Source organism: Marinobacter salsuginis (assembly GCF_009617755.1).
Classification (GTDB): domain Bacteria; phylum Pseudomonadota; class Gammaproteobacteria; order Pseudomonadales; family Oleiphilaceae; genus Marinobacter; species Marinobacter salsuginis.
This window is the reverse complement of record NZ_BGZH01000001.1, coordinates 751,150-773,716: the sequence shown is the minus strand read 5'-3', so window position 1 is coordinate 773,716 and position 22,567 is coordinate 751,150. Positions and strand designations below refer to the sequence as shown.

The following is a 22,567-nucleotide window of genomic DNA, read 5'->3' as shown; positions in this document are numbered from 1 at the left end:
AGCAGGTGTGACCGGCCCGAACTGAGGCCCTATTGCCACCTGAACAGACTGACAGAATTTTTGGAGAGTTTTAGATGGCTGATTATCAGGCACCCTTACGTGACATGCGCTTCGTTCTGAATGAGGTTTTCGATGCCCCCGCCCTATGGGCCTCGCTGCCCAAGGTTGCCGAGCATGTGGACCCGGAAACGGCGGACGCGATTCTTGAAGAGGCTGGCAAGATTAGCAGCGGTGTACTGGCGCCCCTGAATCGCGAGGGCGACGAGCAGGGCTGCAAATGGAACGACGGGGAGGTGACCTCACCGGACGGATTCAAGGAAGCCTACCAGACCATCGTAGAAGGCGGTTGGAACGGCCTCGGCGGTAACCCGGATTTTGGCGGCATGGGCATGCCCAAGACTCTGGTGGCCCAGTTCGAGGAAATGATGCAGGGTGCCAACATGGCATTCGGCCTGGCTCCTATGCTGACGGCCGGCGCCTGCCTCGCGCTGGACGCCCACGGCAGTGATGATCTGAAAGAAAAGTACCTGCCGAACATGTATTCCGGTGTCTGGTCCGGCGCTATGGATCTGACAGAGCCCCACGCCGGCACCGACCTGGGAATTATCCGCACCAAGGCCGAGCCCAACGAAGACGGCTCTTTCAACGTCACAGGCACCAAGATCTTCATTACCTGGGGCGAGCACGACATGGCGGAGAACATCATTCACCTGGTTCTCGCCAAGCTGCCTGACGCGCCGAAGGGTCCCAAGGGGATTTCCCTGTTCCTCGTGCCCAAGTTCCTCGTGAATGACGACGGTTCATTGGGTGAGCGCAACAGCTTCAGTTGCGGTTCCATCGAGAAGAAGATGGGCATCAAGGGATCTGCTACCTGTGTTATGAACTTTGATGGCGCCAAAGGCTGGTTGGTCGGTGAAGAGAACAAAGGCCTGGCGGCCATGTTCACCATGATGAACTACGAGCGCCTGGGCGTGGGCATCCAGGGAATCGGCGCTGCCGAGGCCTCTCTCCAGAGTGCCCGGGAATACGCCCTTGATCGTATTCAGAGCCGCGCGCCAACCGGCGCCCAGCAGCCTGAAAAGGCAGCAGATCCGATTCTTGTTCATCCGGATGTGCGCCGCATGCTGCTGACCATGAAAGGCTATGTGGAAGGCGGCAGGGCCTTCTCGACCTACGTTGCCCAGTGGCTGGATATCTCCAAGTACGCCGAGGACGACGGGCGTCGCAAACATGCCGAGGGCATGGTGGCCTTGCTGACCCCGGTAGCCAAGGCATTCCTGACCGATCGCGGTCTGGATGCCTGTATCATGGGCCAGCAGGTTTTCGGTGGCCACGGGTTCATCCGCGAGTGGGGCCAAGAGCAACTGGTTCGTGACTGCCGTATTACCCAGATCTACGAAGGCACCAACGGTATCCAGGCGCTGGATCTGATGGGCCGGAAAGTGGTTGGTACGCAGGGTAAACTCTATGAGCTGTTTGCCCAGGACGTGGCAAACTTCCTCGAGGAGAATAGCGGTGATGAGCACCTGCGCCCGTTCCTTGAGCCGCTAGCGGCTGCGGTTGAGCGTCTTGATGATGTTACCGAGCACGTGATCAAGCAGGCTGGGGACAATCCGAACGCCATTGGCGCGGCTTCCGTGGACTATCTGGACCTGTTTGGTCTGACGGCGCTTGGCTACATGTGGGCGAAGATTGCCAAAGCAGCGGCACCCCAGGCCGAAGCGGACACCTCCGGCTTCTACAGCGGTAAAATGAAGACAGCGCGATTCTACTATGACCGTCTGTTGCCAAAGACGGTTTCGCTGGCCGAGGGTATTCGCAGCGGCAGTGATTCCATGATGGCGCTGACTGCAGAGGAATTCTGATTCCGTCAGCAATAGCAACGCGCAAAAAAAAACAGGCCCGAGGGCCTGTTTTTTTATGGATGCTGACCTATTGGCCTGATCCTTTTGGAGCTTACAGGCGCTCCATCCGGTTCGGATCGGTGACGAAGGGGTTGTCGTTGCCCTGGATTTCAGCGATGCGCCGATGACGGGTGATCTCGCCATCATCCGGCGGATCCAGACGGTTCCATCCCTTGAAGACCGCGGAGGAGCCCAGCCACGGCAGGTCATAGGTATCCACCATGTAGGCAACGGTGCGCGCGACATCGCCTTTCACCCGGACCGGTGGCTCGAAGAACTGGGCGCTTTGGCGAATGCCACACTCATCTTCGCTGACGGACGCCCCGAGATCTTCGTAACGGGCATTGCGGCGCCCCATCTCGGTCCGGCTGCGTACCGGTATCATATTGTGCATGTCAGAGGCGATCTGGCGGTAGCGATTGTCCTGTTCACATTCACGGGATGTGCCGCAATCAAGTGCGCTACGGACATCCGCCAATGGGTACACGTAGCCGTCTGTCAGCACGAATCCTTTGCTTGTAAAAGCCGTATTGCAAAAGAAGGAGTTGCCGCCGTTGGCGTAGAGGTCACCCCAGAAGTGATCGGAAACAACGGTTTTAGGGTCGCTGAACCGGGTATTCTGGCCAATCACGAGGGTAGTGGTGAGCAACAGGCAGAGCGCTGTGGGTATCAGTAAGAATTGTTTCATACGCCTTTTATACCTCGCAGTGTTCCCACACGTCCTGGCAATTCGGGCCCTGATGATAAGGGGTGATCAGAAAATGACCAGGCGGGTCAAAACTATGACGCTTTGTTCACTGATACTGTGAAGTATGACACAGAGGCTCTAATGCACAGAGCCTCTGAGGTAGAAATTTGTGGCGTAATGTTAACGGGTTAACAGTTTTACTTCAGTTTGTTGCGGATGTTCTGATAACCGTTTTTCAGATCTTCGCCCAGTTTTTGCGCGGTTTGGCGGGCTTCCTGGGACGCGTTTTCTGCATCGTGCAGAACCTGGTCGATTTTGTTTTTGAATCGATCCCAGTCCTGTTCGAGGTCCTCCCACTCGTCCTTAACGTCTTCCCGGGCCAGATGCATCTGAACGCGCGCCTCATCCCGGTACTGTTTTACCTTTTCCGACAGCTTCTTGAGCTCTTCTTGAAGACTCATATCAAGCACCTCCTTGGATTGTTGGTGTGCTTACAATGCGCCCGATTGTAAAAATCTGTCAAGGGGCTGGCTGGGCCAGACGGTCACAAGAAAGGCAGAGTTTGATTCAGGTCAGGAACGACCGGCAAGCAGGGCGGACATATCCCGCAAATAGTGCCACGGAGTGAGGGTATCGAAGCCTTTGGCGGCGCGATCGATCTGACTGCAAAGGCTGATGGCCTCATTCAGTTGGGAGCGGTTCAGCCTGCGTGCGGCCTGCTCGAGCGCCCGGGCCCGCTGGGGCTGGAACACCCCTCGCTTTTTCAGGAAGGCTGCGGGATTCTCCGACTGACCGGCTGAGGACTTCAGCTCAAGCAAGAGATTCAGATCCCGGCTGAGAACCGACAGCAGGCCCAGCGGGTTTTCTCCCTCTTGCTGAAGCACAGTGATCATCTTGCCGGCGTGAGGGGCCCGGCCACTGATTAATTCCGTAACCAGTTCGAAGCCATTGAATCGGGAACTGTCCTGGACTGCCTGTTCAACAGTTTCCTCGTCGATGGTATTGCCGTTTGCCAGCAGAGACAGCCTGTCCAGCTCCTGGCTGGCGGCGAGCAGATTGCCTTCCAGGCGTTCGCTCATGATGGCCAGGGCGCCCCGGGTCAGGCTCAGGCCCCGGTTGCTGGCCCTCTGCTGGAGCCACCCCTGGAACTTATCGGCATCTACCGGCCACACCGGCACGTGAACACCTTTGCCCTGGAGCTCTTTGTACCATTTCCTCCGTGTCTCCGCGGCGTCCAGGCGGGCGCTGATCAGCAGTAGGATGATATCTTCGGGAGGATCTGCCAGTACCCGTTCCAGCAGCGCGCGACCGTCACCAAGCTTGCCCGTGGGCAAATGAATCTCGATGCGCCGTTTCTCGGCAAACAGGGACATGGCACTGAATTCTTCGCCAACGGCATTCCAGTCCAGTTGGTGATCGGCGTGGAAGGTCAGGCGGTCATGATAGCCGGCGTCTTTTGCGGCCTTTCGAACCTGATCACAGCATTCCTGAACCAGCAGGGGTTCATCACCGGAAACAAGATAGACCGGCGAGAGGCCCTTTTTCAGAAGCTGGGATAACTGGCCCGGGTTGGTCTTCATGGCTGGCCTGTGGCTGGGGCGTCGTCTTCCTGTTTGCGCTGGTATTCTGCCCGGATGGCTTCGATGCGCTGCGGGGTCAGAGGGGCCAGCCGGAATATCACCTGCTGTGCAAGGCGATCGTCCATTTGCTGGCGGAGGGCCTCTTCTTCACGCTGTCTTGCCAGCACGTTGGTCTCGTCGTAGCGGTAACTCTCGCTGGTCGTCAGGCGGGTCGTACCTACCATGGGAACCCGATCCGAGCTGACCACTTCAAGATCAACAGAGTGACGGAGCGTGTATTCGGCGGCCGCGGCCTGGGCTGTGATGGCGCTTGCGCGGCGATCCCGCTCGAAATTCCTCAGTCGTAGAATGTAATCGGCCTCCGCCACTGGCGCCAGACGGACATTGCCCAGATTCAGCTGTTCGCGCAAGGAACGGCACAGGGTGTCGGGTACCTGGGATGAGCAATCCACCGCTAGAGGTTCAAGGGCCGAAGAAACCGGAGGCGCACCCCGCAACTGGAATCCACAACCAGCAATCAGCGCCGCCATTACAGCGGTCAGCATCAGGCGTGCTGAAGATTTCAGAGCGGAGTGCCGTGACATATCAGTTGGCCACCACGTTCACCAGTTTGCCCGGGACCACGATGACCTTGCGTACCGTCGCACCCTCCGTAAAGCGCATAACGTTCTCGTTCTCGAGGGCCAGCTTTTCCAGATCGGCCTTGCTGATATCGGCCGGCACATCTTCCTTGGCCCGAACCTTGCCGTTGACCTGCAGTACCACCTGGATCTGGCTGCGAACCATGGCGGACTCATCAGCTTTGGGCCAGGAGGCATCGACAACGGGCTCTTCGTGACCTAACGCCTGCCAAAGTGTATGGCAGATGTGCGGAACGATCGGCGACAGCACAAGCACCGCGGTGTCCAGGGCTTCCTGGCGGACGGCACGTGTCTGGGGCTCGTCACCCTGGAGTTTGCCAACATCGTTGAGCAGCTCCATCACGGCGGCAATGGCCGTATTGAACGTCAGCCGCCGGCTGATATCGTCACTGACCTTGGCAATAGTCTCGTGAGTCTTGCGCCGCAGGTTTTTCTGGCCATCGTTCAGTTCGGCCGCGGCCACAGCCGGCGCAGGGCCGCCTGCCGCATGCTCGTTCACCAGGCGCCAGATGCGCTTGAGGAAACGGTGTGCACCCTCAACACCACTGTCCGACCACTCCAGGGACTGTTCCGGGGGTGCCGCAAACATCATGAACAGGCGAACGGTATCGGCACCGTGCTCGTCGATGATGGCCTGGGGATCAATGCCGTTGTTCTTGGACTTGGACATCTTGGTGACGCCGCCGGATACCACCGGCTCGCCATCTTCCTTGTGCACGGCCCGAACAGGCTGGCCTTTCTCGTCTCGCTCGACGGTTACATCGGCGGGCGAAATCCATACCTTGCCACCCTTGCCATCTTCGCGGTAGTAGGTCTCCGCCAGGACCATGCCCTGGCACAGCAGTCGGTTGAAGGGCTCGGAACTGGTCACCAGGCCCACATCGCGCAGCAGCTTGTGGAAGAAGCGGGCATACAGCAGGTGCAGGATAGCGTGCTCAATGCCACCGATGTACTGATCTACCGGCAGCCAATAGTTGGCAGCGGACGGGTCCAGCATGCCCTGATCGTAATTGGGGCTGCAGAACCGGGCATAGTACCAGGAAGACTCCATGAAGGTGTCGAAAGTGTCGGTTTCCAGGGTCGCCGGCTGGCCGTTGAATTCAGTCTTGCACCACTCAGGATCTGCCTTGATGGGAGACTGCACACCGTCCATTTCCACGTCTTCGGGCAGGCGTACCGGCAGCTTGTCGTCGGGCACCGGCATCTCAGTGCCGTCTTCCAGTGTCATCATCGGAATCGGCGCGCCCCAGTAACGCTGGCGGGATACACCCCAGTCGCGCAGGCGGTAATTCACGGTGCGCTTGCCAATGCTGTGTTCTTCCAGGAATTTTGCAATCTCATCGAAGGCTTCGTCGCTGCTCAGACCGCTGTACTTGCCCGAGGAAACGAGGATGCCCTTCTCGGTGAAGGCCTGCTCCTGGACATCGATCTCCCGGCCGTCACTGGCGGCAATCACCTGTTTGATGGGCAGTTTATACTTGCGGGCAAACTCATGGTCGCGCTCGTCGTGACCGGGCACCGCCATCAGCGCACCAGTGCCGTAATCCATCAGCACAAAGTTGGCGACCCAGATCGGAATCTCTTCCTGGGTCAGTGGGTGCACCGCCTTGAAACCGGTATCGATACCGCGCTTCTCCATAGTGGCCAGCTCGGCCTCCGCGGTCTTGCTGTTGCGGCACTCCTCGACAAACTCAGCCACGTCGCGATGGCGCTCTGCCGCCTCTTTGGCCAGGGAATGCTCTGCGGCCACGGCCATGTAGCTCACGCCCATCAGGGTGTCGGGGCGGGTGGTATAAACGGTCAGACCGCTATCACGGTCTTTAAGCGGGAAGGTCAGCTCGGTGCCTTCAGACTTGCCGATCCAGTTGCGCTGCATGGTCTTGACCTGCTCTGGCCAGTCTTCCAGCTCGTCCAGATCGTTCAGCAGTTCTTCGGCGTAATCGGTAATGCGGATGAACCACTGGGGAATCTTCTTTTGTTCCACCAGCGCCCCGGAACGCCAGCCCCGGCCGTCCACGACCTGCTCGTTGGCCAGAACCGTCTGGTCCACCGGGTCCCAGTTCACCGTGGACATCTTCTTGTACACCAGGCCCTTCTCATACAGACGCGCGAAGAACCACTGTTCCCAGCGATAGTAATCCGGCTTGCAGGTAGCCAGTTCCCGATCCCAGTCGTACCCGAACCCCAGCTGCTTGAGCTGGTTCTTCATGTACTCGATGTTGGCGTAGGTCCACTTGGCCGGTGCAGTCTTGTTGGCAATGGCGGCGTTCTCGGCAGGCAGGCCAAATGCATCCCAGCCCATGGGCTGCATCACGTTCTTGCCCTGCATGCGCTGGTAGCGGGAAATCACATCGCCGATGGTGTAATTGCGGACGTGCCCCATGTGCAGCTTGCCACTGGGGTAGGGGAACATGGACAGGCAGTAGTACTTGGGCTTGCCCGGTTCTTCCTTAACCGTGAAGGTCTTGTTCTCTTCCCAGAAATTACGGGCATTCTGTTCTACGTCACGGGGATTGTATTGCTCGTCCATTCCTGCCATTACCGAAATTACCTTGTGTGGAAAAAATAAAAGCCTGTATCAAAATCACGTCCGGAGCGGGCCGGACATTCTAACGCACACTAGCCTTTACAGGTAGTCTGCCAATTTTCTGTTCTTGTGCCAGACTTACTGATATGGAGGAAGCGCCGGCGTCGATGACTCCCCGGGACACGCCGTGAATACGTCCGTGTAGGCTTGATCGCAGCATCCATGCTGCTCACAGTTCCGGGGAGTCTTCGCCGCCAGCGCCCCAGGCATAAGCAGTGGAGTCGGCAGGTGTTTTTCCAAGGTTTGGGAGACGGGCTTCGACCTCTCTTTCCGGGACTGTCTGCAGCATGGATGCTGCAGTCAAGCGTACAGGGACGTATTCACAGCGTGTCCCGGAAAGAGAGGTCGCAGTCCGGCTCTTGCACCCAGATTTGCGGTATCAAGGAGTCAACATGACACAACCAGAAAGAAGCCATCTCTCAGGCAAGGCACTGGAAGTTTACGACCGTATGCTGGAGCGGGTAAAAACGCGTCTCCATGACCTGGAAGAAACATCGCTCCAGAACCTCGAAGAAGAGGTCCAGAAAGCGGTGGAATTTGAGTACGAGCTCGAGGAGATGACCAGGGATGAAGCGGCCCTGCTCGGCGAATATCTCCAGAGGGATCTCGAGCACCTTCTGCACTTCGTGGAGGAAACTGGAGAAGGTCTGAGTGAATGGTTGCAGCTTGATATGGCGTTGCTGGAACACCAGTTGGCGGACAGTCTGCTGTCAGTCGCTGACAAAACGGTTGTGGACTTCCTGGAGCTGAAACAGAAGCTGGAAAATAAGGAAGTGGGCCAGTACATCTCAGGGGAAGTGGCTACCGCCGGGATGTTCCAGTGCCTGAACTGTGGACACATGCGGTGTCTGACAGCCACCAGCCACCTGGAACCCTGTGAAGCCTGCGGCTCCCACTACTACGAGCGGGTCACGAGCCGCTGGCCGAAACAGGAGGAATAATCCGCTCCCGGACAAAAACGATCAGAATGACCGCAAGGGTCAGCACTGGCCAGGAGCCGGTTTGCATGTAGGGCGTGCTACCCGTGGCAGTGAACACCTCGCCGGTCAGGGTGGCGCGCTCGAACTGGGGAATGGTTTCGGTCAGTTCACCACGGTTATTGATGATTGCCGTTACGCCATTGTTGGTGCCTCGAAGCATGTAGCGGCCGGTTTCCAATGCCCTCATCCTGGCGATTTGTAAATGCTGTAACGGGCCGATAGAGTCGCCGAACCAACCGTCGTTGCTGATGGTGAGCAGAAGGCCTGCATCCCGGGCGTTAAAGGCCACAAAATCCGGGTAGGCGACCTCGTAGCAGATAAAGGGCATCACGTTGATGCCATTGGCCTCGAGCGGATCCTGCCACTCAGGTCCCCGGCTGAAATCGCTCATGGGCAAATCGAAGAAACCGATCAGACCCCGCAACACACTTTGTAGAGGCACATACTCCCCGAATGGCACCAGCTTCTGCTTGTGGTACATGCCCTCGCCGTTGCCGATGGCCATGATGCTGTTGTGGAAGGTGAAATCCTCAATTCGTTCACTGAATCCATACCAGGGTATACCGGTAATCAGGGTGCTGTTCTCCCCCAATTCTGCACTGATGTGGTCAATGATTTTGCCAGCCTGATCCTGGGGGATGGGAATGGCCGTTTCCGGCCATAGAATCAGGTCTGTGTCCCAGTGGTCTTCCGTCATTTCCAGATAGGTGACGATCTGGTCCTTCAAAAACTCCGGGTCCCATTTTATCTGCTGGGGGATATTGCCCTGCATGGCAGCAAAGGAAGTAGGGTTCTCGCTCAGTTCCGTCCAGTCGAGGCGATTCATCGCCGGACCAACCAACCAGGGAATCAGGGCAACAACGAGTGTGATGCCAGCAGCAACTGGTCTCAGATGCTTCACGAGCCACCAGCTGCCGTAAAGTGCGGCACCGGTAGCAGCAATCCAGAGGGTGATGCCATGCACGCCGGTCAAGGGAGCCAGCCCGGCCAGGGGGCCGTCCGTATGCGCCGTGCCCAGATACAGCCATGGAAAGCCGGTAAGCAGCCAGCCACGGAGCCAGTCGCCAAGAATCCAGATGGCGGGGAACAGGATCAGGCGTCGGACCGGGCTGTCCTTGGCAAGCTTACCCCAGAACCAGAAGGCGAGGCCGTGGAACAGTGCCAGACCCGCTACGAACAGAATAGTGAGCAGGATGGCTATGGGAATCGCTGTGTTGCCGTGTTCGCTGATGCTGATGTACACCCAGCTGGCCCCGCTGCCGAACAGCCCCAGGCCAGTCAGCCATCCGGCCCGGAAAAGCTTCTCCGGGGCCAGGGGTACGGTAACCAGAAGGATCAATAGGACCGAAACCGGGCCCAGCCACCAGAGGTTGAATGGAGAAAAAGTCAGGGTTTGCAAAGCGCCGGCCACCACAAGGGCGGCGGCGCCCAGCCAGGCGTTGGAAGAGAACGGGGTTTTCAGCGCTCTGGTGTTGGTGGCATCACTGGTCACTTCGGGTTACCTGCAGCAGACGGATTACTCGGTTATCGGCGTTGGCAATGTTAAAGCGCAAGCCGCCGAATTCAACCGATTCGCCCCGTCTGGGCAGGTGTCCGAATTCCTTGAGAACCACGCCACCAATGGTATCGAATTCTTCTTCGTCCATTTCAGTTTCGAAGAACTCATTGAAATCATCAATGGGCGTTACTGCTTTTACGGCGTAGCTGCCATCGCCCCGGGCCTTGATGTTCGTCTCTTCATCGAAGTCGTGCTCGTCCTCAATCTCGCCAACGATCTGCTCGAGAACGTCTTCGATGGTGATGAGGCCGGCGGTGCCGCCGTATTCATCCACCACGATGGCCATATGGTTGCGGTTTTCCTTGAACTCCTTGAGCAACTGGTTGAGGCGCTTGCTCTCGGGGACAAAATTGGGTGGCCGCAGAATTTCCCGGATACGATTCCAGTTCAGGTCGTTGTTCAGGGCCAGGGGAAGCAGATCCTTGGCCAGCAGCACGCCGATGACATCGTCCTGGCTGTCGCCAATAACCGGGAAACGGCTGTGTGCAGAATCCATGATTTCGCCCAGAAACTCTTTGGGCTCCTGGGATGCCTTGACGGTGACCATCTGTGAGCGGGGAATCATGATCTCATCCACCCGCATGTCGATCACCTGCATGGCACCTTCGATGATGCTCATGGCATCGACATCGATGATGTTCTGGGACTCGGCGTCCCGCAGGATTTCCAGCACGTCCTCAACGGACTCAGGCCCGCTGGAGAAGGCCTGTGATATACGTTCCAGCCAGGACTTGCCGCCCTGGCTGCGACTCGACTGATCGTCGCTCATGAGTCTTGTTCCGTTTCCTCTGCTTCGTAAGGATTGCCATATCCAAGCTGCGTCAGCAGCCGGATTTCGAGGGCTTCCATGACCTCGGCATCATCGTCTTCAATATGATCAAAACCCTGGAGGTGCAACATGCCATGCACCACCATATGCGCCCAATGGGCGTCGAGGGTTTTGTCCTGCTCCCTGGCCTCTTTCTCGACAACCGGCGCACAAATCACCAGATCTCCGGCCAATGGCACCGTTATACCGGCTGGCGCCTCAAATGGGAAGGACAACACGTTGGTCGGATAGTCCCGCCCCCGGTACTGGTGATTGAGTGCCTGACTTTCTTCGGTTCCGACAATACGGACAGTCACCTCGGACGGATCCTCGCCCTGCCAGGCAAGTTGCGCCCATTTCTGAACCTGCGCCTCCGAAGGTATTCCCGGAGCCTCAAAAACCTGCTGAAAATCTACTGTCAGCTCGTTCACTGGCCGGTCGCACTCCCATCATCAAAGGAATCGTAGGCCTCGACAATCCGTTGTACCAGCGGATGGCGTACCACATCCTTCGCCTCGAACCGGGTAAACCCAATGCCCGGCACCTTGCTGAGAACACCGGCGGCATGAATAAGCCCGGAGTTCTGGCCGCGGGGCAGGTCCACCTGGGTGGTGTCACCGGTAATAACCGCGGTAGACCCAAAGCCGATACGGGTCAGAAACATCTTCATCTGCTCACGGGTGGTGTTCTGGCTCTCGTCCAGGATGATGAACGAATTATTGAGCGTGCGGCCGCGCATGAACGCCAGTGGCGCAATCTCGATCACGCTTTTCTCGATCAGCCGCGTAACCTGGTCAAACCCGAGCATCTCGTAAAGGGCGTCGTAAAGCGGACGCAGATACGGATCCACCTTCTGGGCCAGGTCGCCAGGGAGAAAACCAAGCTTCTCACCAGCCTCCACCGCCGGCCGCACCAGCAGAATTCGCTTCACCTGCTCGTCTTTCAGAGCCTCAACAGCACAAGCCACCGCCAACCAGGTCTTGCCGGTACCCGCCGGCCCGATCCCGAAGTTGATATCGTGGGTGCGGATGTTGTGAACATACTTCTGCTGATTCGCGCCCCGGGGCTTGGCTGTCAGTTTGGGCGTTTTGATAACCGTAACGGCGCCATCGTAGGGCACGTCCTCCGGTAGGCGTTCAAAGCCGGTTTCCCGGATAAACAGATGCACGGTATCCGGTGGAATATCATCCGTGGCCTCGGTTTCCCGATACAGATGCCGGATAACCTCAATGGCCGCCGCCACATGTTCGGTTTCCCCTTCCACCCGGAAATGATGACCCCGCCTGCCGACTTTCACATGCAGGCGTTTTTCAATCATCTTCAGGTTTTCATCAAACTGGCCACAAAGCGTCGCCAGCCGACGCTGGTCCACCGGGTGCAGGTCAAATTGTCTGTGATCGTTGGCGTTCAAAAGTGCTCCGTTTCGTTTACTCCCCATGGTTTATTGATTGGGAGTACGTGTTTCTGCTGTTCGGTTAACGGGCAAGGGCCGGGCGGACTTTCCAAAAAGCGCCCGCAAGTACGTCCATGTAGGGCTCGGTCGCGCCATCCCTGGCGCTCCACGTTTTTGGAAAGTCCGCCCGGCCCTTGCCCTGATCTTTCTATGTGCAGGCCCGAAAGTTAAAAAACAAGTAGGTCGGATTAGCCGGAGGCGTGATCCGACGGTTTTCATCGTTCCGGAAAAAATTGTTGGATTACGACTTCGTCTAATCCAACCTACGAATGCTTTCTGTGGCCTGCAAGGGAGTATTCGGCGGAGATTGGTGCGTATGGCTTCCCAAAAATGTCGGCGGCCAAGGATGGCCGACGCCAAGCGCACATGGATGTGCTCGTAGCGGTTTTTGGGAAGCCATACGCACCAATCGTCCTACTCCAAATCCCAGACGGATGGGAAACCGGGCCTAGTAAAACTCCGAATCCACTGGCACCCCGCGAAGTGAATTGGGATAGGCCTCCACAATATCGACATCAATAAAGTGCCCAACAACCTCCGGATTCTCATGCCGGAAATTCACAATCCGGTTATTCTCGGTACGCCCTGCGTATTCGCCAGGGTCCTTCTTGGACAACCCGGTTACCAGAATACGCTGAGTAGAACCCACCATCTTGCGGCTGATGTCCATCACATTCTGGTTCAGTCGATCCTGCAGAATGCTTAGCCGCTGCTTCTTGACGTCCATCGGCGTATCGTCGGGCAGGTCCGACGCCGGCGTGCCCGGGCGGGCGCTATAGACAAAACTGAAGGACATGTCGAAACCGATGTCGTTGATCAGCTTCATGGTGTCCTCGAAGTCCTTCTCGGTTTCACCCGGGAAGCCGATGATGAAGTCGGACGAGAAACTGATATCCGGGCGGATCTTGCGCAGGCGGCGGAGTTTGGATTTGTATTCCAGAGCCGTATGGCCCCGCTTCATGGCCGCCAGGATACGGTCGGAGCCGCTCTGCACCGGCAGATGCAGATGGCTGACGAGCTCCGGAACGCGCTCATAGACATCAATGAGAGCATCCGAGAACTCCACCGGATGGGAGGTGGTGTAACGGATGCGATCAATCCCGTCGATGGTGGCAATCAGCTCGATCAGCTCCGCCAGATCCATGGTGTCTCCGTCGTGGGTTTCGCCACGGTAGGCATTCACGTTCTGCCCCAGCAGGTTCACTTCCCGAACCCCTTGGCTGGCCAGGTGGGCGACTTCAGCGATGACGTCATCAGCCGGGCGACTGACTTCTTCCCCGCGGGTATACGGAACCACGCAGAAGGTGCAGTATTTGCTGCAGCCTTCCATGATGGAAACGAATGCTGAAGGGCCGTCTGCGCCCGGCTCGGGCAGGTTGTCGAATTTCTCGATTTCCGGGAAGCTGACGTCCACAACGCCCACGCCGTTACCCTTGGCGCGCACTTCGGTAATCATGTCCGGCAGGCGATGCAGGGTTTGCGGGCCAAAGACCATGTCCACGTAGGGCGCGCGGTCAATGATCGCCTGGCCTTCCTGGGACGCCACACAGCCGCCCACGCCGATGATCATTTCCGGCTTTTTGCTTTTCAGCTTTTTCCAGCGGCCAAGCTGGTGAAACACCTTCTCCTGGGCTTTTTCCCGGATGGAGCAGGTGTTCAGCAAAAGGATGTCGGCGTCATCGGGTGAATCAGTCATTTCGATGGTTTCACCGGTTTTGAGCAGGTCTGCCATCCGGGCAGAGTCGTACTCGTTCATCTGACAGCCGTGGGTTTTGATGTACAGCTTCTTGGCCATGGGTCTCACGTAATCTGGTGCGTATTCTGGTGGATGGTGCGCCGGGAACTGGATGGTTTAAACGGGGCGCCAGCAAAAAGGAACTGCGTATTATAACGGGGTGCTTAAACTTCAACCACCTTTGTCTCGGCTAGTTGCTAGTCCGCTTGTGGTATTATTTTTGGTTCTATAAATCGACAATCAAGCCCGAACACGATCATGACCCCCGAACGCCTAGCCCGAATCAAACAAACCCTGAACACCCGGCAACCGGACCTGAGCGTCCTCACCGATCAGGTTCACAAACCCCGGAACCTCTCCGCCATTATCCGCTCCTGCGACGCGTTTGGCCTTGCCAACATGCATGTGGTCTGGCCGAAGGAAGGCTTCCGGGCGTTTCGTAAAACTGCCGGTGGCAGCTACAACTGGGTAACCACCCACACCCATCGGAGCATGGACGAGGCGATTGCCGCCCTGAAGGGGCAGGGCCACAAGCTATACGCGGCTCAACTGTCTGACCGGGCCATCGACTTCCGGGAAGCGGACTACACAGTGCCCTGTACGGTTGTCATGGGTAACGAAGTTGATGGTGTGAGCGCCGATGCAGCTGCCAAGGCCGACGAGCACATCGTGATTCCGATGATGGGCATGGTGGAGTCGCTTAACGTGTCGTCTGCCTGTGCGATTATACTGTCCGAAGCTCAGCGGCAGAGAAAACTGGCTGGCATGTTCGACCAGCGCCGGTTGCCGGATGACGAGTACAATCGTCTGTTGTTCTGCTGGTGCCAGCCAACCGTCAAACGCTACTGCGACGACCGCAACCTGCCGTACCCGCCAATCGATCCGGACACCGGCGAGTTAATCGATGGCGTAGGCTGGATGCAGGAAGTAAGAAAACTGCGAGCTAACCGCTCCAGGTGGAACGGGGAGCCCGTTACTCCTCCCGAGCCTCGAGATACCGCTGAAGCTGTTCCCGCAAAGCCTTGGGAAGCCGGGTAATCGTCAAGGCGTCTTTGTCGCGGTCATAGTAAACCGCCTGATTCACCAGGTCGGATGAAAAGGACACGCTCATGCCACCCCCGGAGCCTGCAATACGCACCAGCTTTTTCACCTTACGGTGGTCCGGGTGCAATACGCCGCTCTCCGGCAGTTCGGCGGTTTTCGAGGCGAATTCCTTGAAGCGTTGTGGCTCGCTCTCGTCCAGATAGCCGGACAGCGCCTCGATTTCCACAGGTTCGCCCAGGGCATGCTGTTCTTTACAGAACTCGTAGGCCTTGTTGCGAACCTCGCCCGCTTTCTCTGGCTCCGAGGATTTTGCGAAGGCCTCGACCGCGTCCAAGAAAGTCATGGTTTCCTTTTCCACGTCTACCTGATTGGTAAACCCGCACAAACGGATAAACAGCTCGCCCGGCTCACCGGTTCCACGGCCATGCACCAGGGTGAGGTAGTTCTCCGCCGGGTTGTTGCCGCGCCAGTCGTCCAGCTCGATGCGAACGGCCAGGTTCAGGCGGGACAGACTGAGGACGTCGGTCGCATCCAGTGACTGGTTGCCACCGAAGCGCATGGCGCTGTCGGTTTCCAGAATAAACAGGTAAACCACCTCGGCGTCGGCCAGGGCATCGTGGACAATCATCAGATGGCCATCGAATTCTTCCTGGCTGCCAGTGAGCAGTTCCTGCCACTGTCCGAACAGGCGGTCGGTCATGGCGCCAAAGGTTTGTTTGTCTTCCAGATAGTCTTTTAGCCAGGCGCTGAACGGGCACTCGCCCAGATCTTCGGAAAACCGGCCGTATTTCTTGCCGGGCTTGCTGTTGAACAGCCGCTTCATCTGTTTGTGCAGCCCCTCGTAATCGCCACCGGGCTCCTGCAGGGCCTCGCCGGTCACGAGGCGGGCAGGCTGGCCCGGCTGGTACTGGCTGGCGAAGGCAGTGCGGAGGTGTTTGATGGCCATTTTTGGCTCCTGTTCGTTGTTTCGATTAACTCAGAGAGGCGGGATTCTGCCACGATTTGGTGGCGGATTCATTCGTAGCCTGAAGGATTGCGGGAGGGCCGCAGGGCAGGTCATTCTTTTTCCAAAGAAAAAGATACCCCCACTTCGGCGCCAGCCACCGTAGTAAGGGTATCTCCAGTCAATTCAAAATTTAAACCCGCTTGCTGCGAATCAACTCCTGAACAAGTTTGCTAACAGCCTCAAGAATCTCCTGTTCGCTGTCCGCGGTCGCAGCCGCATTGGCGATGTCAGTGCCCAGGTTCACGGCAATGGCAACCAGTCCGTGGGAAGTCAGAAGCTGGGCAACACGGCGGCGCTCGTCGGCATCGCCGGCGTTCTCTTCGTTGACCACAACCGCGGTTTTGCCCTGGTCGAACAGGGCACGCTCTACGGCGAGGGCCAGTGCTGGCGCCTGTCGACCGTTGCAGGCAATGATTGCGGGCTTCTGGGCCAGTCGGCGTTCGCGTTCTTCTGCCGACACCGGATCGAGGGATTCCCCGGAATCGGCCAGGCCAGCCACCATGCCCGCACCAATGGTGACGTTGGACAGGCGGTCGATCACGATAAAGCTGCCGGTGACGTGGTTGCGCTGGTATGCGTCAAAGGCAATCGGCTGGTTAAGGGTCAGTTCACACAGACCAATTTCGTTCAGCTGCAGCTGGCTGGGGTTGGCCTGCTGTTCCAGGGTGTTTACGTCGGTCTGATGGTGGATCTTTTTCACCGTCCCGGAGGTAAAGGTCGGGCCCAGCTTGATGTCGTACAGGCGACCGGTTTCCAGTGGTGCATCGGTCATCCATACGATGTTGGCATTGAAGCGGTTGCCCACCTCCGGCTCGTCTTCCACCTTGACCAGCATATCGCCGCGACTGATGTCGATTTCATCAGTCAGGGTGAGGGTGACCGCTTGATCGATATACGCCTCTTCCAGGTTGCCATCGAAGGTGACAACTTCCTTGACCGTGCTGGTGCGGCGTGAGGGCAAGGCCATGACCTTTTCGCCGGGGCGGATCACGCCGGAGGCGATGGTGCCGCAGAAACCCCGGAAATTGAGGTTGGGGCGGGTAACGTACTGAACCGGGAAGCGGAAATGCTCCAGGTTTTTGTCCCGGCCGACTTCTACCGTTTCAAGGATTTCCATCAGCGGCTGGCCAGTGAACCAGGGCGTGTTCTCGCTCTTGTTCACAACGTTGTCGCCTTCCAGGGCGGACAGCGGCACGAAGCGGATATCCTTCAGGCCCAGCTTGGCGGCGAACGCCAGGTAATCGTCTTTGATTTCGTTGAAGCGTTCTTCGCTGAAATCCACCAGATCCATCTTGTTCACTGCCACGACAATATGGCGAATGCCCAGAAGAGAAGCGATGTAAGAGTGGCGCCGGGTCTGGGTCAGCACGCCGTGGCGAGCATCGATCATCAGGATGGCGACCTGGGCCGTGGACGCGCCGGTTGCCATGTTACGGGTGTACTGTTCGTGGCCCGGGGTGTCGGCAATGATGAACTTGCGTTTGTCGGTGGAGAAGTACCGATAGGCGACATCAATCGTGATGCCCTGTTCCCGCTCTGCCTGAAGGCCGTCCACCAGAAGGGCGAGGTCAAGTTTCTCGCCAGTGGTGCCCATCTTGGCGCTGTCGGTTTTCAGGCTGGCCATGTGATCTTCGTAGATCATCTTGGTGTCGTGGAGCAGCCGGCCGATCAGGGTGCTCTTGCCGTCGTCCACGCTGCCGCAGGTGAGCAGGCGCAGGAGTTCCTTGTTCTCGTGCTGCTTCAGGTAGGCCTGAATATCTTCTGCAATCAGATCAGACTGGTGTGACATCTTAGAAATACCCTTCCCGCTTTTTCTGTTCCATGGAGCCGGCTGAATCGTGGTCGATCACCCGACCCTGGCGCTCGGAGCTCTTGGCCAGCAACATTTCCTGGATAATGTCCGGAAGCGTGTTGGCTTCGGACTCGATGGCACCCGTCAGCGGGTAGCAGCCCAGTGTCCGGAAGCGGACCGATTTCATCATCGGTTTTTCGCCTTCCTTCAATGGCATGCGGTCGTCGTCCACCATGATCAGGGTGCCATCACGCTCAACAACCGGACGCTCGGCGGCGAAATAAAGCGGAACGATGTCGATGTTCTCGAGGTAGATGTACTGCCAGATATCCAGTTCTGTCCAGTTGGACAGCGGAAAAACCCGGATACTCTCGCCCTTGTTGATCTTGCCGTTGTAGATGTTCCACAGCTCCGGCCGCTGGTTCTTGGGGTCCCAGCGGTGGTATTCATCCCGGAACGAATACACGCGTTCCTTGGCCCGGGATTTTTCCTCATCGCGACGGGCACCGCCAAACGCTGCATCGAACTTGTACTTGTCCAGTGCCTGTTTCAGGGCCTGGGTCTTCATGACATCTGTATGTTTCGCGCTACCGTGGGTAAAGGGGCCGATTCCCTGGTCCACGCCTTCCTGGTTTGTATGGACGATCAGATCGAGGCCAAACTTATCAGCCACGTTGTCCCTGAACTTGATCATGTCCCGGAATTTCCAGGTGGTATCAATGTGCATCAGGGGAAAGGGTGGTTTGCCCGGATAGAAGGCCTTCAGGGCCAGGTGGAGCATTACCGCGGAATCCTTGCCGATGGAGTACAGCATTACCGGATTGTCGAACTCGGCTGCCACTTCCCGGATGATGTGGATGCTTTCCGCTTCCAGCTGTTTCAGGTGCGTGAGGTTGTATGTGGTCATGATAATCCGTTGCCGCCGTGCGGGCCGTGTTGGCTGTGCGAATGAATACGGCAACTATACCAGAGGGGGTAAGGGCATAAGAAGACGCCCAACTAGACATTGGCGTTATAACAATATAGCAGTGGCAGGCTCTGAATGGAGGTGGGCCAGAGGTGACGTTCAGGCCGGATTGCGGGAGTCGGCCAACAGTTTGGAGACGTAGCGGTCAACGTAGTCGAAGCCGTTGCCTTCAAACTCTGCGAACTGGATGCCCAGCTGGAACTCATCCCGGGCGATGCGTCTCATGTGAACGATGTTGCCGTCGGCAATAATAGAAACCGGTTGTGTGGCGACGACGGGCACGGCGAAGCGCGTTTTTACCGCAATCCAGTTGCCGGGGGCGGGCGCCTTCTGCTCGGGTATAAGCTGTTTCACCGTCTCCTGATTACAGGAGATCATCACCCCGGTGCGGGAAAGATTGGACACCGAACAGGTCAGGCAGCAGCCGTCCGGTTTCTCAATCGTAATGTCGGTGGCTACATCCACCCGTTGTTGGTTGCGCAAATTCAATTTGGCGGCGACAGGTTTCATGTTGACTCTTCTGGCGTGTCTGGTTGCAAATGAGGCTGCCTTTCCCATAAATCTCTTCCAGAAAAAAACACTTAAGCGCATGAAAGTGTAGTTGTTTACTTTGTGATCAGCAAGAAGCCTGCCGTCTATAGTGGCAGATTTGTTAAATCTTTCTGAACAGGGCGTCACAAATTTTGACGTCTGTCAGATTATTCTGCTGCTTTTCCCGGTTCGACTCTTGGTGCAGCCGATCCCGCAGCTGGTGTAAAATACTGGCCTTCATTCATTTGTGGGCTCGTGCCGAGCTCCGGGATTTCCAAGCCTTTTATGACAGATAACACCCAGACCCCTGCCTCCTCCGGTAACGGCAAAGTCGGTTTCATCAGCCTTGGCTGCCCCAAGGCTCTCGTAGACTCCGAGCGAATCCTCACCCAGCTGAGGCTGGACGGCTACGATGTCGTGCCCACCTACAACGACGCAGATATCGTTGTCGTAAATACTTGTGGTTTTATTGATGCCGCCAAGCAGGAATCCCTGGACGCCATCGGCGAGGCTATCAGCGAAAACGGCAAGGTGATTGTTACCGGGTGCATGGGCGTGGAGGCCGACAAGATTCGCGCCACTCATCCCGGTGTACTGGCGGTTTCCGGTCCCCACGCCTATGAAGAGGTGGTCGGCGCGGTTCGCCAGTTCGTGCCCCAGCAAAAGCAACACGACCCGTTCACCGATCTGGTCCCGCCTCAGGGCATCAAACTGACCCCGCGTCACTATGCCTATTTGAAGATCTCAGAGGGCTGTAACCACCGCTGCACCTTCTGCATCATCCCGTCCATGCGCGGCGACCTGGTGAGCCGCCCCATCGGCGATGTGATGGACGAAGCCCAGCGCCTGGTGGATGCCGGTGTGAAGGAGCTCCTCGTCATCTCCCAAGACACCTCGGCCTACGGCGTCGACACCAAATACCGCACCGGCTTCTGGCAGGGCAGGCCGCTCAAGACCAAAATGCAGTCCCTGTGCGAAGCGCTGGGCGAGTTGGGTGTCTGGGTTCGCCTGCATTACGTTTATCCGTATCCCCATGTGGACGACATCATTCCCCTGATGGCCGAAGGCAAGATCCTGCCGTACCTGGACATCCCGTTCCAGCACGCCAGCCCGAAAGTGCTAAAGGCCATGAAACGCCCGGCCCACGACAGCAAGACCCTGGAGCGCATCCGCAAATGGCGTGAGATCTGCCCCGAGCTCACCATTCGCTCCACCTTCATTGTCGGCTTCCCCGGTGAAACCGAGGAAGACTTCCAGTATCTGTTGGACTGGCTCGACGAAGCGCAGTTGGATCGTGTTGGCGCGTTCAAATACAGCCCGGTGGAAGGTGCCAAGGCCAACGAGCTGGAAGGCGCGGTTCCTGAGGAAGTAAAAGAAGAGCGTCTGGCCCGTTTCATGGAAAAACAGGCCGAGATTTCAGCAGCCCGCTTGCAGGCCAAAATTGGGCAGACGATTGACGTGCTGATTGATGAGGTCGACGAGGAAGGCGCCATTGGCCGCTCCAAGGCGGATGCGCCGGAGATTGACGGTATGGTTTACCTCAACGACGAGACTGACCTTGTTCCAGGCGAAATTGTTCAGGCCGTTGTTGAGCATGCCGATGAGCATGATCTTTGGGCTCGTTTGGTCTGAACTATCGCGAGTTATCGAAGGGATCCATGGCCTTGGCGGGCAGCTTCTCCCAAAAATGTCGGCGGCCAAGGATGGCCGACGCCAAGCGCACATGGACGTGCTCGTAGCGGTTTTTGGGAGAAGCTGCCCGCCGAGGCCTTCCCCCAAGTGAGAAGGCTAGGGCCGCAACTAAAAGCTACGGCCCTAAGCCAGCAGTCTACCCCCCAAGCTTGCGAACAAGAATCTCGTTAAACAGCTTGGGATTCCCCTGACCCTTGGAGGCCTTCATCAGCGGCCCCATAAAGCCACCAAGCATCTTCTTGCGCTTCTTCGGGTCTTCCTCGTTCTGATACTGCGCCACCTGATCCGGCATACCGGCTAGAACCTCATCCACCATGGCTTCCAGGGCACCAGTGTCAGAGACCTGCTTTAGCCCCTTGGCATCGATGATGGCATCGACGCTGTCGTTCTCGCCGGTCCACAGCGCCTCAAAGACCTTCTTCGCGCCAGCGGATGAGATGGTGTTGTCGGCAATCCGCACAACCAGGTCACCCAACTGGGCGCCGGTGATGGGGGAGTCGGCAACGGATTTCTCTTCCGCATTGAGGCGGGCAGAGAATTCGCCTTGGATCCAGTTGGCGACCAGCTTCGCATCTTTGCCCTGGCTGGCGGCTTCTTCGAAGAATGCGGCCAGTTTCGAGTCGCCGCTGAGCAGGCCAGCGTCGTAGTCGTTCAGGCCGTATTGATCCTTGAAGCGGGCCTTGCGAGCGTCCGGCAGTTCCGGAAGGCTGTTGCGGGCTTCTTCGATGAACGAGTCATCGATCTCCACCGGCAACAGGTCCGGGCAGGGGAAGTAGCGGTAGTCGTTGGCTTCTTCCTTGGTGCGCATGGAACGGGACTCATCACGATCGCCATTGTACAGACGAGTTTCCTGCACAATTTTGCCGCCGTCTTCCAGAATGTCCATCTGCCGCTCGACTTCGTGGGCAATGGCCTGTTCCATGAACCGGAACGAGTTCAGGTTCTTGGTTTCGGTACGCGTACCCAATGTGTCGGAGCCCTTGGGTTTCAGCGAAATGTTGACGTCAAACCGCATGGAGCCCTGGGACATATCGCCGTCGCAGATGCCCAGCGAGGTCACGATGCTGTGCAGCTTCTTGGCAAAGGCGACCGCTTCGTCAGCGTTGTTCATGTCCGGTTCGGTGACCACTTCGATCAGTGGGGTGCCCGCCCGGTTGAGATCAACACCGGTCATGCCGTGGAAATCCTCGTGCAGGGACTTGCCCGCATCCTCTTCCAGGTGGGCGTGGTGAATGCGCACCCGCTTGGACTCACCGTTGGGCAGGTCAATGTCCACGTAGCCGGGGCCGACAATCGGGCGCTCAAGCTGGGTGGTCTGGTAGCCCTTGGGCAGGTCCGGGTAGAAATAGTTCTTCCGCTCGAAGACCGAACGGCGCTCAATCTCGGCATTCACTGCCAGGCCGAACATGACTGCATACCGGAAAGCCTGCTCATTCGGCACCGGCAGGGTGCCGGGCATGGCGAGGTCAACGGCATTGGCCTGAGTGTTGGGCTCGGCGCCGTAAGCGGTGCTGGAGCCGGAAAAAATCTTGGTTTTGGTGGCGAGCTGAACGTGAATTTCCAGCCCGATCACAATGTCCCACTGCATACTCGTTCTCCTG

At 57.6% G+C, this 22,567-nt stretch carries 19 protein-coding genes; 4 read left to right on the top strand and 15 right to left on the bottom strand.

The features are described from left to right. Nucleotides 1-74: 74 nt before the first annotated feature. Nucleotides 75-1,865 carry an acyl-CoA dehydrogenase C-terminal domain-containing protein gene (locus GJU83_RS03525; protein ID WP_069183043.1) on the top strand — a complete coding sequence of 597 codons (1,791 nt, stop codon included), beginning with the start codon at nucleotides 75-77 and terminating at the stop codon, nucleotides 1,863-1,865. Between the two features lie 91 nt (nucleotides 1,866-1,956). On the opposite strand, the gene GJU83_RS03520 is transcribed toward GJU83_RS03525, so the two are convergent. The 5 genes from GJU83_RS03520 to leuS form a co-directional block, all read right to left on the bottom strand. Further along, the gene (locus GJU83_RS03520; RefSeq protein WP_069183044.1) at nucleotides 1,957-2,592 is read right to left on the bottom strand and encodes an endonuclease; all 636 of its coding nucleotides are present in this window, start codon (nucleotides 2,590-2,592) and stop codon (nucleotides 1,957-1,959) included. A gap of 197 nt (nucleotides 2,593-2,789) precedes the next feature. Then, nucleotides 2,790-3,053, bottom strand: coding sequence for a hypothetical protein (locus GJU83_RS03515; protein WP_069183045.1), 264 nt, complete (start codon nucleotides 3,051-3,053; stop codon nucleotides 2,790-2,792). Nucleotides 3,054-3,164: 111 nt separating this feature from the next. Next, on the bottom strand, nucleotides 3,165-4,172 hold the full coding sequence (gene holA, locus GJU83_RS03510; protein WP_069183046.1) for a DNA polymerase III subunit delta: 1,008 nt from the start codon (nucleotides 4,170-4,172) through the stop codon (nucleotides 3,165-3,167). Continuing rightward, on the bottom strand, nucleotides 4,169-4,756 hold the full coding sequence (locus tag GJU83_RS03505; RefSeq protein ID WP_069183047.1) for an LPS-assembly lipoprotein LptE: 588 nt from the start codon (nucleotides 4,754-4,756) through the stop codon (nucleotides 4,169-4,171). The genes holA and GJU83_RS03505 overlap by 4 nt, the downstream gene beginning before the upstream one ends. Nucleotide 4,757: 1 nt before the next feature. Next, a complete protein-coding gene (gene leuS, locus GJU83_RS03500) occupies nucleotides 4,758-7,343 on the bottom strand; it encodes a leucine--tRNA ligase (protein WP_069183665.1) in 2,586 nt (861 codons plus the stop codon). A 449-nt stretch (nucleotides 7,344-7,792) separates the two neighbouring features. On the opposite strand from leuS, the gene GJU83_RS03495 reads away from it, so the two are divergent. Beyond that, nucleotides 7,793-8,341 (top strand): zinc ribbon-containing protein, encoded by a 549-nt coding sequence (locus GJU83_RS03495; RefSeq protein ID WP_069183048.1) that lies wholly within the window; start codon nucleotides 7,793-7,795, stop codon nucleotides 8,339-8,341. Here the strand turns inward: GJU83_RS03495 and lnt are convergent. The 5 genes from lnt to miaB form a co-directional block, all read right to left on the bottom strand. Beyond that, on the bottom strand, nucleotides 8,310-9,872 hold the full coding sequence (lnt, locus tag GJU83_RS03490; RefSeq protein WP_153633707.1) for an apolipoprotein N-acyltransferase: 1,563 nt from the start codon (nucleotides 9,870-9,872) through the stop codon (nucleotides 8,310-8,312). The two genes, GJU83_RS03495 and lnt, sit on opposite strands and share 32 nt — an antisense overlap. After that, nucleotides 9,862-10,707, bottom strand: a complete 846-nt coding sequence (locus GJU83_RS03485) for a CorC family transporter (protein WP_153633706.1) — start codon at nucleotides 10,705-10,707, stop codon at nucleotides 9,862-9,864. The genes lnt and GJU83_RS03485 overlap by 11 nt, the downstream gene beginning before the upstream one ends. Then, a complete protein-coding gene (gene ybeY, locus GJU83_RS03480) occupies nucleotides 10,704-11,177 on the bottom strand; it encodes an rRNA maturation RNase YbeY (protein ID WP_153633705.1) in 474 nt (157 codons plus the stop codon). Before ybeY ends, GJU83_RS03485 begins: the two co-directional genes overlap by 4 nt. Continuing rightward, complete coding sequence (locus GJU83_RS03475; RefSeq protein WP_153633704.1) at nucleotides 11,174-12,157, bottom strand: PhoH family protein; 984 nt, start codon at nucleotides 12,155-12,157, stop codon at nucleotides 11,174-11,176. Before GJU83_RS03475 ends, ybeY begins: the two co-directional genes overlap by 4 nt. Nucleotides 12,158-12,647: 490 nt before the next feature. Further along, the gene (miaB, locus tag GJU83_RS03470) at nucleotides 12,648-13,994 is read right to left on the bottom strand and encodes a tRNA (N6-isopentenyl adenosine(37)-C2)-methylthiotransferase MiaB (protein ID WP_153633703.1); all 1,347 of its coding nucleotides are present in this window, start codon (nucleotides 13,992-13,994) and stop codon (nucleotides 12,648-12,650) included. 198 nt (nucleotides 13,995-14,192) lie between these two features. On the opposite strand from miaB, the gene trmH reads away from it, so the two are divergent. Beyond that, on the top strand, nucleotides 14,193-14,972 hold the full coding sequence (trmH, locus tag GJU83_RS03465) for a tRNA (guanosine(18)-2'-O)-methyltransferase TrmH (protein ID WP_069183054.1): 780 nt from the start codon (nucleotides 14,193-14,195) through the stop codon (nucleotides 14,970-14,972). On the opposite strand, the gene GJU83_RS03460 is transcribed toward trmH, so the two are convergent. From GJU83_RS03460 to GJU83_RS03445, 4 genes are all read right to left on the bottom strand, one after another. After that, nucleotides 14,908-15,924 carry a nucleoid-associated protein gene (locus GJU83_RS03460; protein ID WP_069183055.1) on the bottom strand — a complete coding sequence of 339 codons (1,017 nt, stop codon included), beginning with the start codon at nucleotides 15,922-15,924 and terminating at the stop codon, nucleotides 14,908-14,910. The genes trmH and GJU83_RS03460 overlap by 65 nt on opposite strands. A gap of 190 nt (nucleotides 15,925-16,114) precedes the next feature. Next, on the bottom strand, nucleotides 16,115-17,773 hold the full coding sequence (gene cysN / locus GJU83_RS03455) for a sulfate adenylyltransferase subunit CysN (protein WP_069183056.1): 1,659 nt from the start codon (nucleotides 17,771-17,773) through the stop codon (nucleotides 16,115-16,117). A 1-nt stretch (nucleotide 17,774) separates the two neighbouring features. Continuing rightward, nucleotides 17,775-18,683: a sulfate adenylyltransferase subunit CysD gene (cysD, locus tag GJU83_RS03450; protein ID WP_069183057.1), complete on the bottom strand. Its 909-nt coding sequence runs from the start codon at nucleotides 18,681-18,683 to the stop codon at nucleotides 17,775-17,777. Between the two features lie 159 nt (nucleotides 18,684-18,842). Continuing rightward, nucleotides 18,843-19,253: a PilZ domain-containing protein gene (locus GJU83_RS03445; RefSeq protein WP_069183666.1), complete on the bottom strand. Its 411-nt coding sequence runs from the start codon at nucleotides 19,251-19,253 to the stop codon at nucleotides 18,843-18,845. Nucleotides 19,254-19,559: 306 nt separating this feature from the next. Here GJU83_RS03445 and rimO point away from each other — a divergent pair, with 306 nt between their 5' ends. Beyond that, on the top strand, nucleotides 19,560-20,906 hold the full coding sequence (gene rimO / locus GJU83_RS03440) for a 30S ribosomal protein S12 methylthiotransferase RimO (protein ID WP_069183058.1): 1,347 nt from the start codon (nucleotides 19,560-19,562) through the stop codon (nucleotides 20,904-20,906). A 196-nt stretch (nucleotides 20,907-21,102) separates the two neighbouring features. Here rimO and gatB read toward each other — a convergent pair whose 3' ends face one another. Further along, nucleotides 21,103-22,554: an Asp-tRNA(Asn)/Glu-tRNA(Gln) amidotransferase subunit GatB gene (gene gatB, locus GJU83_RS03435; protein WP_069183059.1), complete on the bottom strand. Its 1,452-nt coding sequence runs from the start codon at nucleotides 22,552-22,554 to the stop codon at nucleotides 21,103-21,105. Nucleotides 22,555-22,567: the final 13 nt, after the last annotated feature.